At 63.6% G+C, this 14,965-nt stretch carries 12 protein-coding genes; 5 read left to right on the top strand and 7 right to left on the bottom strand.

Annotation, left to right across the window (positions count from 1 at the left end; genetic code table 11):
• Positions 1–36 precede the first annotated feature (36 nt).
• Positions 37–219 (bottom strand): hypothetical protein, encoded by a 183-nt coding sequence (locus NKH50_RS21620; protein WP_198023574.1) that lies wholly within the window; start codon positions 217–219, stop codon positions 37–39.
• Here NKH50_RS21620 and NKH50_RS21615 point away from each other — a divergent pair.
• From NKH50_RS21615 to NKH50_RS21605, 3 genes are all read left to right on the top strand, one after another.
• Positions 170–814, top strand: coding sequence for a hypothetical protein (locus NKH50_RS21615; protein ID WP_023677808.1), 645 nt, complete (start codon positions 170–172; stop codon positions 812–814). The genes NKH50_RS21620 and NKH50_RS21615 overlap by 50 nt on opposite strands.
• 37 nt (positions 815–851) lie before the next feature.
• Complete coding sequence (locus NKH50_RS21610; protein WP_352501793.1) at positions 852–1,733, top strand: uracil-DNA glycosylase; 882 nt, start codon at positions 852–854, stop codon at positions 1,731–1,733.
• A gap of 105 nt (positions 1,734–1,838) precedes the next feature.
• Positions 1,839–2,654 (top strand): helix-turn-helix domain-containing protein, encoded by an 816-nt coding sequence (locus NKH50_RS21605; protein ID WP_352471021.1) that lies wholly within the window; start codon positions 1,839–1,841, stop codon positions 2,652–2,654.
• Here NKH50_RS21605 and NKH50_RS21600 read toward each other — a convergent pair whose 3' ends face one another.
• Positions 2,655–3,632 carry a DMT family transporter gene (locus tag NKH50_RS21600; protein ID WP_502897762.1) on the bottom strand — a complete coding sequence of 326 codons (978 nt, stop codon included), beginning with the start codon at positions 3,630–3,632 and terminating at the stop codon, positions 2,655–2,657. It abuts the gene before it with no gap.
• On the bottom strand, positions 3,629–3,853 hold the full coding sequence (locus NKH50_RS21595; RefSeq protein WP_352616908.1) for a hypothetical protein: 225 nt from the start codon (positions 3,851–3,853) through the stop codon (positions 3,629–3,631). Before NKH50_RS21595 ends, NKH50_RS21600 begins: the two co-directional genes overlap by 4 nt.
• A 154-nt stretch (positions 3,854–4,007) precedes the next feature.
• Between NKH50_RS21595 and pepN the strand changes: the two genes are divergently transcribed.
• Together pepN and NKH50_RS21585 are read left to right on the top strand one after the other, a co-directional pair.
• On the top strand, positions 4,008–6,653 hold the full coding sequence (gene pepN, locus NKH50_RS21590; RefSeq protein WP_352880902.1) for an aminopeptidase N: 2,646 nt from the start codon (positions 4,008–4,010) through the stop codon (positions 6,651–6,653).
• A gap of 190 nt (positions 6,654–6,843) precedes the next feature.
• Positions 6,844–9,168: a PAS domain-containing sensor histidine kinase gene (locus NKH50_RS21585; RefSeq protein ID WP_352880900.1), complete on the top strand. Its 2,325-nt coding sequence runs from the start codon at positions 6,844–6,846 to the stop codon at positions 9,166–9,168.
• Between the two features lie 51 nt (positions 9,169–9,219).
• Here NKH50_RS21585 and NKH50_RS21580 read toward each other — a convergent pair whose 3' ends face one another.
• The 4 genes from NKH50_RS21580 to NKH50_RS21565 all read right to left on the bottom strand — a co-directional run bounded on the left by NKH50_RS21580 (position 9,220) and on the right by NKH50_RS21565 (position 14,959).
• Positions 9,220–9,594 (bottom strand): EF-hand domain-containing protein, encoded by a 375-nt coding sequence (locus NKH50_RS21580; protein WP_352880898.1) that lies wholly within the window; start codon positions 9,592–9,594, stop codon positions 9,220–9,222.
• A gap of 254 nt (positions 9,595–9,848) precedes the next feature.
• Positions 9,849–12,809 (bottom strand): bifunctional [glutamine synthetase] adenylyltransferase/[glutamine synthetase]-adenylyl-L-tyrosine phosphorylase, encoded by a 2,961-nt coding sequence (locus NKH50_RS21575; protein ID WP_352778072.1) that lies wholly within the window; start codon positions 12,807–12,809, stop codon positions 9,849–9,851.
• Positions 12,809–14,278, bottom strand: a complete 1,470-nt coding sequence (locus tag NKH50_RS21570) for an ATP-binding protein (RefSeq protein ID WP_352880896.1) — start codon at positions 14,276–14,278, stop codon at positions 12,809–12,811. Before NKH50_RS21570 ends, NKH50_RS21575 begins: the two co-directional genes overlap by 1 nt.
• 6 nt (positions 14,279–14,284) lie before the next feature.
• Entirely contained in the window at positions 14,285–14,959 is a 675-nt protein-coding gene (locus NKH50_RS21565; RefSeq protein ID WP_254819962.1) for a response regulator transcription factor, read from the bottom strand.
• Positions 14,960–14,965: the final 6 nt, after the last annotated feature.

Genomic DNA, 14,965 nt, shown 5'->3' with positions numbered 1-14,965 from the left:
CGGGAAACCGGCGCGGACGTGACAATACCGATTTCATCAAAAAGTCGCGTCCTGCCGCACAGATTCGCGGTGACGAGCATCAATCTTCAATCCTATTCCGTTTGCACAGATATGTCGCACTGATGTTTTTAATTGTTCGACGGCTTGCTTATCGGCCATACTTCCCGCCATGCGCATATTCGGGCCGGCTGGCTTTTCATCGACGCGCTTTTTTTTCACGCCCGGCCGGTTTTGCCGTGCGGCGCTCTTGGCGCTTCTGCCACTGACGGCCCTCGATGCCCGTGCCGAGCAGCAACTGGTCTGGGCGACCGGCGCCTATTCCTTTTCCGACGAGCGCGGCGGTTTCCGCATCACCGGGGCTTCCGGCATCGGCACGAAAGAGGATCCGCTGGTCATCACCGAAGAGCTGAATTCAGCGACGCCGGTAACGCTGGCCATTCGCACGACAAGGCCGATCCAGCCGTTCGGCAAGGCGGGAGACTTCGCCAATGGTCTGATGTATATGCGCATCGACGTGCTCAACAATAGCGGCCAAGCCTGGGTCGAGTTCCAGTTCGAACTCCAGGAGATCCTCGACCAGCCGAGCGTGTTCGGCGACGGCCTGTCGTTCGACCAGCGCAACAAAACGCCCGAAAATATCTGGTCGAGCAGCTACGCCGATTTCGACCGCAATTTCGAACCGTATGACCGCCTGCTGTTCAAGAACGGCAAGATCGACCCGCTGAAGACCGCCAGCTTCTATTTCCTGATCACCGACTACACGCCGCGCTGGACGTTCTATCTGGTGCAGGATCCGCGCATACCGTCGAGCTGAACTTGCAAATTCAAGCTCCGCGGCCGAATGTGAAACCATGACTGCCGCCCCCCACACTAGCCGAGCCGATCTCGCCGAGCTGCTGGCCTTCTACGCCAGCGCCGGCGTCGACGAGGCACTTGAAGAACAGCCGGTAAACAGGTTTGCAGAAGCCAGGCCGCCGGAGCGGGTGCCTGCGGCGGCCGCTCTGCCGGCCGGTGAAAATGCATCGCCTCATCGCTCGACGAGCGTGTCGCGCGGCGAAATGGGCGAGAGACCGAATACGGCACCGGCAGTGCGAACGTCCCCGGCCATGTCAACGGTGCCCGACGAGGCGCAGGCGGCATTGGCGCGGCAACTGGCGAGATCGGCGGCAAACCTCGACGAGCTTCGCCAGCACATGGCGGCATTCGACGGCTGCAATCTTAAATTCACCGCCAAGAACCTGGTGTTCGCCGACGGCAATCCGACTGCCGCGGTGATGCTGGTCGGCGAAGCGCCGGGCCGCGACGAGGACATAGAGGGCTTGCCGTTCGTCGGCCGCTCGGGCCGGCTGCTCGACCGCATGCTGGCCGCGATCGGTCTTGACCGGACATCTGCCTACATCGCCAACGTGATTCCCTGGCGGCCGCCGGGCAACCGCACGCCGACGCCGCACGAGACCGAGATCTGCCGGCCGTTCATCGAGCGGCAGATCGAACTGGTCAATCCGAAGGTGCTGGTCAATCTCGGCGGCCCGTCGGCAAAGACCCTGCTCAACACCTCCGAAGGCATATTGCGGCTGCGCGGCAACTGGCGCGTCCACACGACCCCGTCTGGCGTCGCCATTCCCGCCATGCCGACCCTGCATCCGGCCTATTTGTTGAGAACGCCTGCGCACAAGAAGCTGGCGTGGCGGGATTTCCTCGAAGTGAAGGCGAAGTTGCGGGCACTTGGGTAACGGTGCAGAACGCGTCTTCCGTCCTCCCCTTGCGAGGAAGGAAGGGCGGCATCATGATCTCGCAGGTAATTGAAATGCGCCCACTGCCGGCCTAGTCATCTCGTTATGACAGCAGCCCAGATTTCCGCCGGCAGTCTCATTCGCGAATGGCGTACACGCCGGCGCATGAGCCAGCTCGACCTCGCCATGGAGGCCGAGATCTCGCAGCGGCATCTGAGTTTCGTTGAAAGCGGCCGCGCCGCACCCTCGCGTGACATGGTGCTGCATCTGGCGGAGCAGCTTTCGATCCCGCTCAGGCAGCGCAACCAGCTGCTGCTGGCCGCCGGCTTTGCCCCGAGCTTCAGCGAACGACCACTTGACGATGCCTCGATGGCACCGGCGATGGCGGCGGTCGAGACCGTGCTCAAGGCGCACGAGCCGTTCCCGGCGCTTGCCGTCGACCGGCATTGGAACCTGGTGTCGGCGAACGCCGCCATCGGCCCGTTCCTCGCCAATGTCGCCGACGCCTCCCTGCTGAAGCCGCCGGTCAACGTTTTGCGCCTCAGCCTGCATCCCGGCGGCATCGCGCCGCGCATCGTCAACCTTGCGGAATGGCGGACGCATCTTCTGGAGCGGCTGAAGCGGCAGAACGACGCTGCCGCCGATCCGGTTCTGGTCGAGCTCGAGCGCGAGCTTCGGGCCTATCCGTCCGGCCTTAAAAGCAGCCGGCCGGCGCCGGTCGAACCGAACGCGATTGTCCATCCGCTCAAGCTTGCCCATGGCGACGCGGTGCTGTCGTTCATCAGCACCATCACCGTGTTCGGCACGCCGCTCGACGTGACGCTGGCGGAGCTGGCGATCGAATCTTTTTTCCCCGCCGACGAGCAGACGCGGGCGGTGCTGATGCGGCTGGCGAAAGAGCGGACCGACGCAGCGGGCTGATCACCCTTCCGGCGCGACGGCCTTGCGGGTGCGGGTGCGTTCGAGACCCAGCTGGCGCTCGCGCCAGATGATGAAAATCCCCGCCGCAACCACGATCATGCCGCCGACCAGCATGTTGATCGTGGCGATATCGCCAAAGACCAGATAGCCGACGACGACGCCGAGGATCATCGAAGTGTATTCGAAAGGTGCTACGACGGAAGCCTCGGCATGGCGATAGGCCGAGGTCATCAGAATCTGGCCAAGCCCGCCGCAAAAACCCGCGGCAATCAGAAGCCCCGCCTGTGCTGGCGTCAGCGCCTGCCAGCCGAATGGCAGCGAAAGCAGCGCCATGACGCTCGCGGTTACCGAAAACCACAGCACGATGGTCGCCGTCCGCTCGCTCTGGACGAGGTTGCGAACCAGGAGCATGGCGATGGCCGAGATCGCCGCGGCTATCAGGGCGGCGATGACGCCAAGCACCTCCTGATCGCCAAGGGCAGCGCCCGAACTGAGCAGCGTCAGTTCCGGCCACGAGATGATCAGCACCCCGACCAGGCCGACGGCAACCGCACTCCAGCGATAGATGCGGATGGCTTCGCCGAGGAAGATCGAACTGAACACCACGACCAGCAGCGGCTGCGCGTAGTTCAGTGTGATCGCCTCCGGCAGCGGCAGCCGCGTCAGCGCGAAGAAGCCGAGCCCCATGGCACAGACACCGACGACGCCGCGCGCAATGTGGTTGAGCGGGCGCTTTGTCGAAAAGGCGGTTCCGAGTTTTCCCTGGAAGGCGAGGAAGGCGATGATCGGAAAAATGGCAAAGAAGGAGCGGAAGAAGACGATCTGGCCCGCCGGGACGGTGCCTGCCGCCTTGATGCAGGACGACATGCCGACGAAGACCGCCACCGATACGATCTTGAGCAAGATTCCGGTCAGCGTGCTGTGCTCGCCGGCAAGGTCGCCAACTGCAAGCACTGGCAAATCCGGTCTGGCTGTCACGCCCCTCTTGCTTCCTCGATCGCCGCCCAGATGCACGCCGGCGTTGCCGGCATGTCGATATGCCTGATGCCGTAGGTGCGGTAGTGCGCGTCGGTCACCGCATTGAGCGCGGCAGGCGTCGACCCGATCGTACCCGCCTCCCGCGCGCCCTTGATGAAGGCCACATCCTCGCGACGCAACACAGAGGCGCTCGTTCCGAATTTCGGCGTGACGACGGTCATGGAAGCCTCGCGATGATGCTTGGGAAATGATCGCCTGAAATAGACGTCGCTGCAGTTTTGTCGAGGGAGCGTTTCGTGTAAAGAGCGCAGACTTCAAATTATTTGGACCAGCGGACCCGCCCGCCGCACCCGGATCGACAGGAAAAATCAAGGAATGCGCACAGATACCGGCCAGGTCTTCAAGCTCGAAGACTATCGCCCCAGTGATTATCTCATTCCGGAAACCAGCCTGACTTTCCGCCTTTCGCCTGAAGCAACGCATGTGACCGCCGTGCTGACGGTCGAACGCCGCGACGGGATTGCGGCGTCGGTGCCACTGGTGCTGGATGGCGACGGGCTGACGCTCCGCGGCATCGCCATCGACGGCCAGGAGCCGAGCCCTGCGGATTTTCTCGTCACGCCCGATCAACTGACAATCATCAGCCCCCCTGCCACAAGGCGCTTCCAGCTGAGAATTGAAACCGTGTTGGCGCCGGCGCAGAACGAAGCGCTGATGGGCCTCTATCGCTCCAGCGACGTCTATTGCACGCAATGCGAGGCCGAAGGCTTTCGCCGCATCACTTATTTCCTCGACCGTCCCGACATCCTGTCGGTCTATACGGTGCGTATCGAAGCGGAGCGCAATGAGGCGCCGCTGCTTTTGTCCAACGGCAACCCGGCCGGCAGCGGCGAGCTTGCCGGCGGGTGGCACTATGCGGTCTGGCACGACCCCTTCCCCAAGCCGTCCTATTTGTTTGCGCTGGTGGCGGGCGACCTCGGCAAGATCTCGGACAGTTTCGTTACCCTGTCTGGCCGCAAAGTCGAGCTCGGAATCTATGTCGAACCGGGCAAAGAGAGGCTCGCCGGCTACGCCATGGACGCATTGAAACGGTCGATGAAATGGGACGAGGAGGCATTCGGCCGCGAATACGACCTCGATGTCTTCAACATCGTCGCCGTGTCCGACTTCAATATGGGCGCGATGGAGAACAAGGGTCTCAACATCTTCAACGACAAATATGTGCTAGCCGACCAGGAAACCGCGACCGACGCCGATTTTGCCAATATCGAAGCCATCATTGCGCATGAGTATTTCCACAATTGGACAGGTAACAGAATCACTTGCCGCGACTGGTTCCAGCTTTGCCTGAAGGAAGGCCTGACCGTTTTCCGCGACCACGAATTCTCGGCAGATCAGCGCTCGCGCGCCGTCAAGCGCATCGCCGAGGTGCGTACACTGCGCGCCCATCAGTTTCCCGAGGACCAAGGGCCGCTGGCGCATCCGGTGCGGCCGCGCCGCTACCGCGAGATCAACAATTTCTATACGGCGACGGTCTATGAAAAGGGCTCGGAAGTCGTGCGCATGATCCACACTATCCTCGGCGCAGAGACGTTCCGCGCCGGCATGGACCTCTACTTCGAACGTCACGACGGCCAGGCGGCGACGATCGAAGACTTCATCAAGGTATTCGAAGACGTTTCCGGTCGCGACCTGTCGCAGTTTTCGCTCTGGTATCATCAGGCCGGTACGCCGAACCTGACCGTCAGTTCGGCGTATAATCCTGCGGCGCAGGAATTCACGCTCGAAATCGAGCAGTCGGTGCCGCCAACGCCGTCGGAAAGCCGCAAACGGCTGATGCACATTCCGCTTGCCTTCGGCCTGGTCGGCGCCGGCGGAGAGGCGACAGCCTATAGCGGCGTGGAAGGAGCGAATGTCGAGGACGGCGTCATCCATATTCGCAAACGCCGCCATGTCGTCAGGTTTTCCGGTATTGCCGAGCGGCCGGCCATGTCGCTCAACCGCGGCTTTTCGGCGCCGGTGACGCTTTCGGTCGAGCAGCGGCCCGACGACCAGTTTTTTCTGGCTGGCCACGACAGCGACGCCTTCTCGCGCTGGCAGGCGTTCAACACGCTTTTGACCGATGCGCTGATTGCAGCTTTCCGCCAGATCCTAGACCACAGGCAACCCGAGTTCAGCGCCCGGCTGACCGGGCTTGCCGGCAAAATAGCCGGCGACGAAGCGCTCGAACCCGCCTATCGGGCACTGGCGCTGGCGCTGCCCGGCGAGGCCGATATCGCCCGCGACATCGGCAAGAACATCGACCCCGACGCCATTTTCGCGGCGCGCGGGGCGCTGGCAGTTGCGATCGCCGAGGCCAACCGCGAGATATTCTCCAACTTCTACGATCGGCTCGCCGACAATGGTCCGTTCAGCCCGGACGCGGCCAGTGCCGGGCGGCGGGCGCTGCGCAATGTCCTGCTGGACTATCTCTCCTTGCTGCCGGGAGGTGCGGAACTCGCTGCCCGGCACTTCCAATCGGCGACCAACATGACGGATCGTGCCGCGGCGTTGACCGTGCTTGCGCACCGTCACCACGGCTCACCTGAGGCAATCAAGGCACTGGCCGATTTCGAGGCGAAATATGCAACCGATCCGCTGGTCATGGACAAATGGTTCCAGATCCAGGCCAGCGTGCCCGGTCCGCAAACCGTCGACGCGGTGCGCGCCTTGACCAGCCACCCAACGTTCTCGATGGCCAACCCGAACCGGGTACGCGCGCTCATCGGTACGTTTTCCAGCGCCAACCAGACCGGCTTTCATCGCGCCGACGGCGAGGGCTACCGGCTTTTCGTCGAAACGGTGCTGCAGGTCGAAAAACGCAACCCGCAGGTGGCCGCCAGGCTGGCGACGGCGCTCAGGTCGTGGCGCTCGCTCGAACCCGTGCGGCAGGCCAAGGCAAGGGAGGCGTTGCTTTCAATCGCCAATACCGAGAAGCTGTCGGCCGATTTGCGAGACATCGTCGAGCGCACCCTGGCGTAAGCGACCTCCCCTTCTCCCCTTGTCGTGGGAGAAGGGAAGACCATCCGAAAACCCATTATTTTAGTCGATTTTTAATCTTTTTTCGCCGCACCTCTGGACAAGGCGAATCACCTTTGATTCTTTAGTGACGATTCGGAAGTGCGGCGTTGCCGGATCGTCAAGCGGGACAGAAAATCGGGGAGTGCCATTTATGGCGAAGGCGGACGCGTGGGGCGCGCCCGGTGGGACGGCGTTTGAGCGTCGCGAGGCGCGAAACGACGGTCTCGCGGGCAATACGCGGCTCATCGCCGAACCTGCCTACCGACGGCTGCTGGCAGCCGAGCCGCTGTTGCGGCGATCGATACCGGCCCTCATTATCATGTTTCTGTTGATCATCGCAGTACTGCGCTTTCTGTCGCTGATGAACGAGCGCGACGAGATCGAGCGCGACGCCAAAGCGATCCTTGCGCTGGCCGCCGGCCAACTGGCCAGTTCGATCGCCGACGCGACCATGGTTTCCGCGCCAGGTGCGATCCAGGACCTGCTGGAGAGCACCGGTCGTCAGGGCGCGATGGGCCGAAGCCACGTACTGGCGATCACCGACAGCGCCTTCAAGATCATTGCCGTGTCGCCGCAGTCGATGCACTGGGAGGGCCGATCGCTCGATGGCGTCGTGCAGGGCGGGCAGCCGCTGTTCATGTTCGGCGATCGCGCCGGAGTGATGGAGGTCAGCATCGGCGGACAGGACTGGTACACAGCAGTGAGCCTGGCGAATGGCCGAAAGGGTGCCGCGGCAGCGTTCGTGCCGCAGGAGGCAGTTTTTGACGCCTGGCGCAAGACGGTCTCACTCAATGTCACGCTGTTCGTGCTGACGGCCGGCGTGCTGATCGTCATCCTTTATGCCTATTTCGGCCAGGCGGCGCGTGCCCAGGCCGCCGACCGCATCTATCTCGAAGCCCACCAGCGCATCGACATGGCGTTGGTACGCGGCCGCTGCGGCCTGTGGGATTGGGACATGGTGCGCGGCAAGATGTACTGGTCGCGCTCGATGTACGACATGCTGGGCTACGAGCCTTGCGACACGATGCTGTCGTTCGGCGAAGTCGACGAAATCATTCATCCCGAGGACGGCGATTTGTTCGAACTCGCCAACAGGATCGTCGCACGCGAGATCGACTATATCGACCAGGTGTTCCGGATGCGCCATGCCGACGGGCAATGGGTTTGGATGCGCGCAAGAGCGCAGGTTATCGACCCGGAAGCGCCGGAGATCCAGCTGATCGGCATCGCCGTCGACGTCACCGAGCAGCGGCACCTGGCGCTGCGCTCCGAAGCGGCGGACCTGCGCCTGAGGACGGCCATCGAAAACATCAACGAATCCTTCGTGCTGTGGGATTCGTCCGAGCGCCTGATCATGTGCAATTCCAAATACCAGCAGGACAACGGCCTGTCGGATCGCGACGTGATGCCGGGCGCTCCGCGCGCCGTTCTGGAGGAACGCATGCTGGCCTTTGCCTCGGAGCGGCGGCTTGCCAATACCAATGGACCGCAGGGGGGCGTGACCTTCGAGCGCCAGCTTGCCGACGGCCGCTGGCTGCAAGTGAACGAGTTGCGGACAAGGGACGGCGGCACCGTCTCGGTCGGCTCCGACATCACCCAGATCAAGCTGCACCAGGAGAAGCTGGTCGACAGCGAGCGCCGGCTGATGGCGACAATCCACGACCTCAGCCTTGCCCGCCGCGCGGAAGAAGAACGGGCTCGTGAGCTCGTCGAGCTCAATCGCAAATACATGAAGGAAACCGAGCGGGCCGAAGCGGCAAACCGGGCCAAATCCGAATTCCTGGCCAACATGTCGCACGAGTTGCGCACGCCGCTCAACGCGATCATCGGCTTCTCGGAACTGATGGAACGGCGGCTGTTCGGGCCGCTGGGGTCGCCGCGCTACGAAGAGTATGCCACCGACATCAACGGCAGCGGCAAATATCTTCTCGGCGTGATCAACGACATCCTCGACATGTCGAAGATCGAGGCCGGCCAGTTCGCCCTGGATCAGGAAGAAATCGATCTCTGCCCGCTCATCAGGGAGACGGTTCGCGTCGTCTCGCTGCAGGCGGCGGAAAAGTCGATCACCGTCGAAACCCGCATCGCCGATTCGCTGACGCTGTTCGCCGACCGCAGGGCGATCAAGCAGATCCTCATCAACCTTCTGTCCAATGCGGTGAAGTTCACCGGGCAAGGCGGCCACATTTCGGTCAGAGCCCGCAGCATTTCCAGCGCGCTGATCCTGACGATCGAGGACAATGGCTGTGGCATCCCGAAAGCGGCGCTGAGCAAGCTCGGACGGCCATTCGAACAAGTGCAAAACCAGTTCTCCAAGAGCCATACCGGCTCCGGCCTCGGCCTCGCCATCTCGCGCTCGCTGGCCGAGCTTCAGGGTGGCGCGTTGAAGATCCGTTCGACCGAAAGCATCGGCACGATCGTCTCGGTACGCATCCCGATGAAGAAAGTCGCGCAGGCGGTCAGGGCGGCTGCCTGAATGACCACATAGGTCTCCGGCGGCTTGCGCCGCCGGAGCGGTTGTCAATTCTCACTGCATGCCGTCAGCGCCATCATTGCCCTCGCCGTCCCATTGGCGGTGGCGGCCGAGACCCTTCGGCAGTTCGTTCTTCTCGATCTTGCCGTCATTGTCACGGTCGAGCATGGCGAACACCTTCTTCTGGCGGCTGGTGATGTCGTCGGCGGTCAGCGTGCCGTCGCCCTTGGTGTCGTAACGGGCGATGATGCGCCTGGCCATCTGCTCGAAGCGTGCCTTCTCCAGCGCGTCGGCGAGCTGTGCCACGGTCAGCTTGCCGCCATTGTCAGCGACCATCTTCTTCAGCCGCGCGTTCATGGCGTCGGAGAACTGGTCGAAGGTGATGGTGCCGTCATTGTCCTTCATGACCTTGCCGAGGCGCATCATCATGCCGTCGCGCGGCCTGGCGCCGGAGTGCTCGTCTGCAAGGCTGCGGTGCCGACGGCGCCGGCCAGGGCTGCGAAAACGAGTGCAAGTCTGGTTGTCTTTCTCATGGTCTTCTCCTGTTGCATCGTCACCCCCGATGCTAGAGCGGCGGACCTTCATCCCCCGCCCTATCTCTTTGATTGAACATCGGAACCTCCCAAAAAAGGTCGCAATTTCGGGTCCGATGCTCTCGCCCGTACGGCTGGTTGCCGTCACGGTTATTTCGCACGAACCAGAAGGTCGAAATCCTTTCTGACCTTCTGCGACGTCTCCTTGAGATGCCCTTCAAGCACACCGAAATCAGGCAGGTCGGTGACCGCAAGAAGCAGATCGGAAAGCCCTGGCGGAACGTCGTCGCGTTCGAACGCGCCGGTGAGGCAAAGCCGTATCATCTGAGTCAGCGCCAGATAGAGCGAAAAGGCATCCACCAGTTCCTGCCTGACCTGGGCGCTGGCGAAATCCGGCGCCAAGCGCGACAGGACCTCAGCCGTGCCGGTAGCCCTGCGGCCGGCTTCGATCTTTCCCGTGATCAACGCAACCTGGGCAATGAATTCGAGATCTATGAGGCCGCCCGGGATCAGCTTGATGTCCCAGGGATCGCGCGGCGGCTTCTCCTTGTCGACCATGGCGCGCATCTCGGATGCCTCGGCCATCACCTTGGCTGGATCGCGCGGCAGAGCGAGTACTGCGGCAACTTCCTCCTCAACCTCGCGGCAGAGCTCGGCATCGCCACCGATCGTGCGGGCCCGCGCCAGCGCCATATGCTCCCACGTCCAGGCGTCCTGGCGCTGGTACTTCTTGAATGCATCGACGTGCGTGGCCACCGGCCCCTTGTTGCCGGACGGTCGCAGGCGAAGGTCGAGCTCGTAGAGCACGCCCTCGGCGGTCGGCGCGGAAACGGCGGCGATCAGCCGCTGCGTCAGCCGGCTGTAGTAATGCGACGGGGCAAGCGGCTTGTCGCCGTCGGACTCCTCGGCATCGGCGTCGTGATCGTAGAGCAGGATGAGGTCGACGTCCGAACCCGCCGTCAGTTCGCGGCTGCCGAGCTTGCCCATGCCGAGCAGTGCGACCCTGCCGCCGGCAATATAGCCATGACGCAACGCGAATTCCGCCGTCACCGCCTGCAACGCCGCCCCGATGGTCAGATCGGCGAGATCGGAAAAGGCGCGGCCGGCGCGCGGCGGATCGATCGACCCTGCAAGCAGCCTGACGCCGATCAGGAATTTTTGCTCCGAAGCAAAGATGCGCAGCCGGTCGAGCACGTCCTCATAAGCCCTGTCGCCTTCGAGAAAGCCGGCAAGGCGCGCCGATAGATAGGCGCGGTTGGGCAGTTCGCTCAGCAGCGCCGGATCGAGCAGGCCATCGAAGACATGCGGCCGGCGCGTGATGATGGCGGCCAGCCGCGGTGCCGCGCCCATGATCGTCGCCATCAGCTTCAGCAACGCCGGATTCGACTGCAGCAGCGAAAACAGCTGAATGCCGGCAGGGAGGCCGGCAAGGAATTCGTCGAAGCGGATCACCGCCTCGTCCGCTCGCCGCGTCTGGCCGAAGGCTTGCAGCAGCGCCGGCGTCAGTTCGGTCAGCCGCTCGCGTGCCTCCGCCGACCGGGTGACGCGGTAGCGGCCGAAGTGCCAGCCGCGGATAACCCGGCAGATGTCGCTCGGCCGCTGGAAGCCGAGCCGCCGCAGGGTCTGCAAGGTATCGGGATCGTCGACGTCGCCGGTAAAGACCAGATTGCCGATGCCGGCCGAAAGCTCCGGCGCGGTCTCGAACAGCGCTGCATAGTGGCGCTCGACCTGATGCAGCGCCGCGCGGAACGTTTCGGCAAAGCCTGCCGCATCGGCAAAGCCCAGCATGCGGGCGACGCGTTCCAGCCCCTCTTCGTCCTCCGGCAGGATATGCGTCTGCTGGTCGGCAACCATCTGGATGGCATGTTCGACGCGGCGCAGGAACCAGTATTGCCTGGTGAGTGCATCGCGCGCGTCGGCGGTGATCCAGCCGCGCGCGGCGAGTTCGCCGAGCATCGGCACGGTCTCGCGGCCGCGCAGTTCGGGAAAGCGGCCGCCGGCGATAAGCTGCTGGGTCTGGACGAAGAACTCGATCTCGCGGATGCCGCCGCGGCCAAGCTTGACGTTGTGGCCCTTGACCGCGACCTCGCCATGGCCCTTGTGGGCGTGGATCTGGCGCTTGATCGAATGGACGTCGGCAATCGCCGCATAGTCCATGTATTTGCGCCAGATATAGGGCTGCAGTTCCTTCAGGAACGCGGCGCCGGCAGCAACATCGCCGGCCACCGGGCGAGCCTTGATCATGGCGGCGCGCTCCCAGTTCTGGCCGCGCGCCTCATAGTAGCGCAGCGCCGCCTCGACCGGGATCGCCAGCGGTGTCGAGCCGGGGTCAGGACGAAGCCTGAGATCGGTGCGGAAGACGTAACCGTGCTCGGTGCGGTCCTGGAGGATACGGACCAGCCGACGGGTCAGGCGCGAAAACAGCTCTGTGGCATCGAGCGGGTCGACGACGGCAGGCGCATCGGGGTCGAAGAAGGCGACGAGGTCGATGTCGGAGGAGAAGTTCAACTCATGCGCGCCGAGCTTGCCCATGCCGAGCAGAATCCAGCCCGAGCGTCGCGCCGGATTTTTGGGATCCGGCAATCGGAGCTTGCCCTGCTCATGCGCGTCGCGGAGCAGGAAATCGACGGCCGCACGCGTGCAGGCATCGGCAAGGTCGCTCAGTCGCCGCACTGTCAACGAGGTCTCGGCCTCGCCGGCCAGATCGGCCAAGGCGATCAGGAAATGCGCCTCCGCCTTGCATTGGCGCAGCTCCATCATCAGGCTGGTTTCGGAGACGGCCTCTGCGCGTGCTGCCTTGTCGATCGCGGCGCCGATCGATGACAGCCGCGCCTCGACCCTCCCGTCGAAAAGCGCATCGAGTATCTGCGGCCGGCGGCGCGCGGTATCGCGCAGGAACGGCGACAGGTCGAACACGGCGGCGAGGAAATCCTGGACGACCCCCTTGCCGGCGAGAAATTTCGCCAGTCGCGGCAGTTCCTTTTGCCGCGCGGCGTCGGCGATCTCCGACAGTTCCTGCCTGGCGCGGCTTGCATCCAGCGGAACGAGCTCTACCGCCGGCTTCAACAGCCAGTCCGTTTCCAGGCGTCGCACTGCCATCCTCGCAACCATCAGCGATCCTCCCGCCCGGGAAAACTCATGACGACCGACAATCCGGGATTGCCGGGCAGCAGCTCAAGCCGTCCATTGTGGAATGTCATGATCGCCTTGGCGAGACTCAAGCCAAGGCCGGAACCCGGCTGCAAGCGGCTCTTTTCCAGCCGCACGAAACGCTCGGTCACCCTGGCGCGGTCGACATCGTCGGGAATGCCCTGGCCGTTGTCGGAGACGGCGAGTCTGATCTCGCTACCGACACGCTCCAGCGTCACGCGAACCGTAGGCCCGGAGGTCGAGTCGGTCGAATATTTGATCGCATTGTCGACGATGTTGGACAGCGCTTGGCCGATCAGCTCGCGATTGCCGTCGACGACGAAAGAACCTTGCACCGAAGTTTCGAGTGTCACGCCCGCCTCCTCCGCTACCGGCTCGTAGAGTTCGACGACATCGTGCACGGCAGCGGCCAGATCGACCCTGGTGGTGCTTTCCGAGGAATAGCCGGCCTCCAGCCGCGAAATCATCAGGATAGCGTTGAAGGTCTTTATCAGCTGATCGGATTCGGCGATCGTTCCTTCCAGAGCCTGCCGGTAGTCACTGGCGTTGTGCTTGCCGGAAAGCGTCGCCTCGGCGCGATTACGCAGCCTGGTCAGCGGCGTCTTCAGGTCATGGGCGATGTTGTCGGAGACCTGCTTCAGGCCCTCGTTCAGCGTGGCGATCCGGGCCAGCATGGAATTGAGGTTTTCCGACAGCCGGTCGAACTCGTCACCGGCGCCGGTGACCGGCAGCCGGCCGGAAAGATCGCCGCCCATGATGCGGCGGCTCGCCTCCGACACGCTGTCGATGCGCTTCAGCGCCGCGCGCCCGACGAAGAACCAGATCAGCAGCCCGCCGACGCCCATCATGCCGAGCGCCAGCATCAAGGCACGGCGAATGACAGCGCGGAAGCGCTCCGGCTCGCCGAGGTCGCGGCCGACCAGCATGATCATCTGGTTGGGCAGGCGCAGCACCAGGGCAACGGCGTTGTGGCCTTTCTCGCCTTCGGCCTGGACTTCGCTCTGGGCGGGCTCGTTCGGGTCGGAGACCGGGTTGCGCTGCCGTTCGAGCTCGCCCTCACCGAAGCGGCGGTAGGAGAACGGTTCGGTGGTCCAGCCCTCGGCCTCGATCACGCCCGGCTCCAGGCTCTGCACGTTGCCGGTCAGGATCTGGCCGTTGGCATCGGCGATCAGATAGAGATTGGCGCCGGGCTGGCGGGAGCGCTGCTCGACGACGCGGACCAGCAGCGGCAGGCCGCCGCGCTGATAGGCGCGGGCAAGGCCGAGCACCTCGTCGTTGATCGTCTCCTGCGTCTGGGCGGTCAGCATGCGCACCGAGAGCGAGGTCATGTACAAGACCAGCAACACCGCACACAGCGCAAAAAGCAGAAGATAAAGCGCTGAAAGCCGCGCTGCCGTCGTCTTCATGATGGCCGGCACGGAAAGAGCCATGGGGTTCTAGCCGCTTTTCAGCATGTAGCCGGCGCCGCGAACCGTGTGCAGGATCGGCTTGTCGAACCCCTTCTCGATCTTGCCCCGCAGCCGCGAGATATGAACGTCGATGACGTTGGTCTGCGGATCGAAATGATAGTCCCAGACGTTCTCGAGCAGCATGGTGCGCGTCACCACCTGGCCGGCATGGCGCATCAGATATTCGAGCAGGCGGAACTCGCGCGGCTGCAGCGTTATCTCGCGCCCGGCGCGGCGCACCGAGTGCGACAGCCGGTCGAGTTCGAGATCACCGACCCGGTAGACGGTTTCGGCTTCCCTGGCGCTGGCGCGGCGGTTCAGCACCTCGACGCGGGCGAGCAGTTCGGAAAAGGCGTAGGGTTTGGTCAGGTAGTCGTCACCGCCGGCGCGCAGACCGGTGACCCGGTCGTCGACTTCGCCGAGCGCCGAAAGGATCAGGACGGGCGTCGTATTGCCTCTGGACCTGAGCCCGGCAATGACGGACAGGCCGTCGCGGCGCGGCATCATGCGGTCAACGACCATGACGTCATAGTCGCCGGAATCAGCGAGCGCGAAGCCGGTTTCGCCGTCGCCGGCGACATGGGCGGTATGGCCGGCCTCGGCGAACGCCTTCTGCAGGTAGTCGGCTGCCTCGCGATCGTCTTCTATGACGAGAATCTTCATAGAACC

The sequence above is a fragment of the Mesorhizobium sp. M1027 genome (assembly GCF_040318745.1).
Lineage (GTDB): Bacteria > Pseudomonadota > Alphaproteobacteria > Rhizobiales > Rhizobiaceae > Mesorhizobium.
This window is presented reverse-complemented; position numbering and strand designations above follow the sequence as displayed.

What these genes read in the sequence shown, in the direction of transcription:
- NKH50_RS21615 (WP_023677808.1), top strand. Translation starts at nt 170, where the DNA reads ATGCGCATATTCGGGCCGGCTGGCTTTTCATCGACGCGCTTTTTTTTC.
- NKH50_RS21575 (WP_352778072.1), bottom strand. Translation starts at nt 12,809, where the DNA reads ATGGTTGCGAGGATGGCAGTGCGACGCCTGGAAACGGACTGGCTGTTG.
- NKH50_RS21610 (WP_352501793.1), top strand. Translation starts at nt 852, where the DNA reads ATGACTGCCGCCCCCCACACTAGCCGAGCCGATCTCGCCGAGCTGCTG.
- NKH50_RS21570 (WP_352880896.1), bottom strand. Translation starts at nt 14,278, where the DNA reads ATGGCTCTTTCCGTGCCGGCCATCATGAAGACGACGGCAGCGCGGCTT.
- NKH50_RS21595 (WP_352616908.1), bottom strand. Translation starts at nt 3,853, where the DNA reads ATGACCGTCGTCACGCCGAAATTCGGAACGAGCGCCTCTGTGTTGCGT.
- NKH50_RS21605 (WP_352471021.1), top strand. Translation starts at nt 1,839, where the DNA reads ATGACAGCAGCCCAGATTTCCGCCGGCAGTCTCATTCGCGAATGGCGT.
- pepN (WP_352880902.1), top strand. Translation starts at nt 4,008, where the DNA reads ATGCGCACAGATACCGGCCAGGTCTTCAAGCTCGAAGACTATCGCCCC.
- NKH50_RS21565 (WP_254819962.1), bottom strand. Translation starts at nt 14,959, where the DNA reads ATGAAGATTCTCGTCATAGAAGACGATCGCGAGGCAGCCGACTACCTG.
- NKH50_RS21585 (WP_352880900.1), top strand. Translation starts at nt 6,844, where the DNA reads ATGGCGAAGGCGGACGCGTGGGGCGCGCCCGGTGGGACGGCGTTTGAG.
- NKH50_RS21580 (WP_352880898.1), bottom strand. Translation starts at nt 9,594, where the DNA reads ATGATGATGCGCCTCGGCAAGGTCATGAAGGACAATGACGGCACCATC.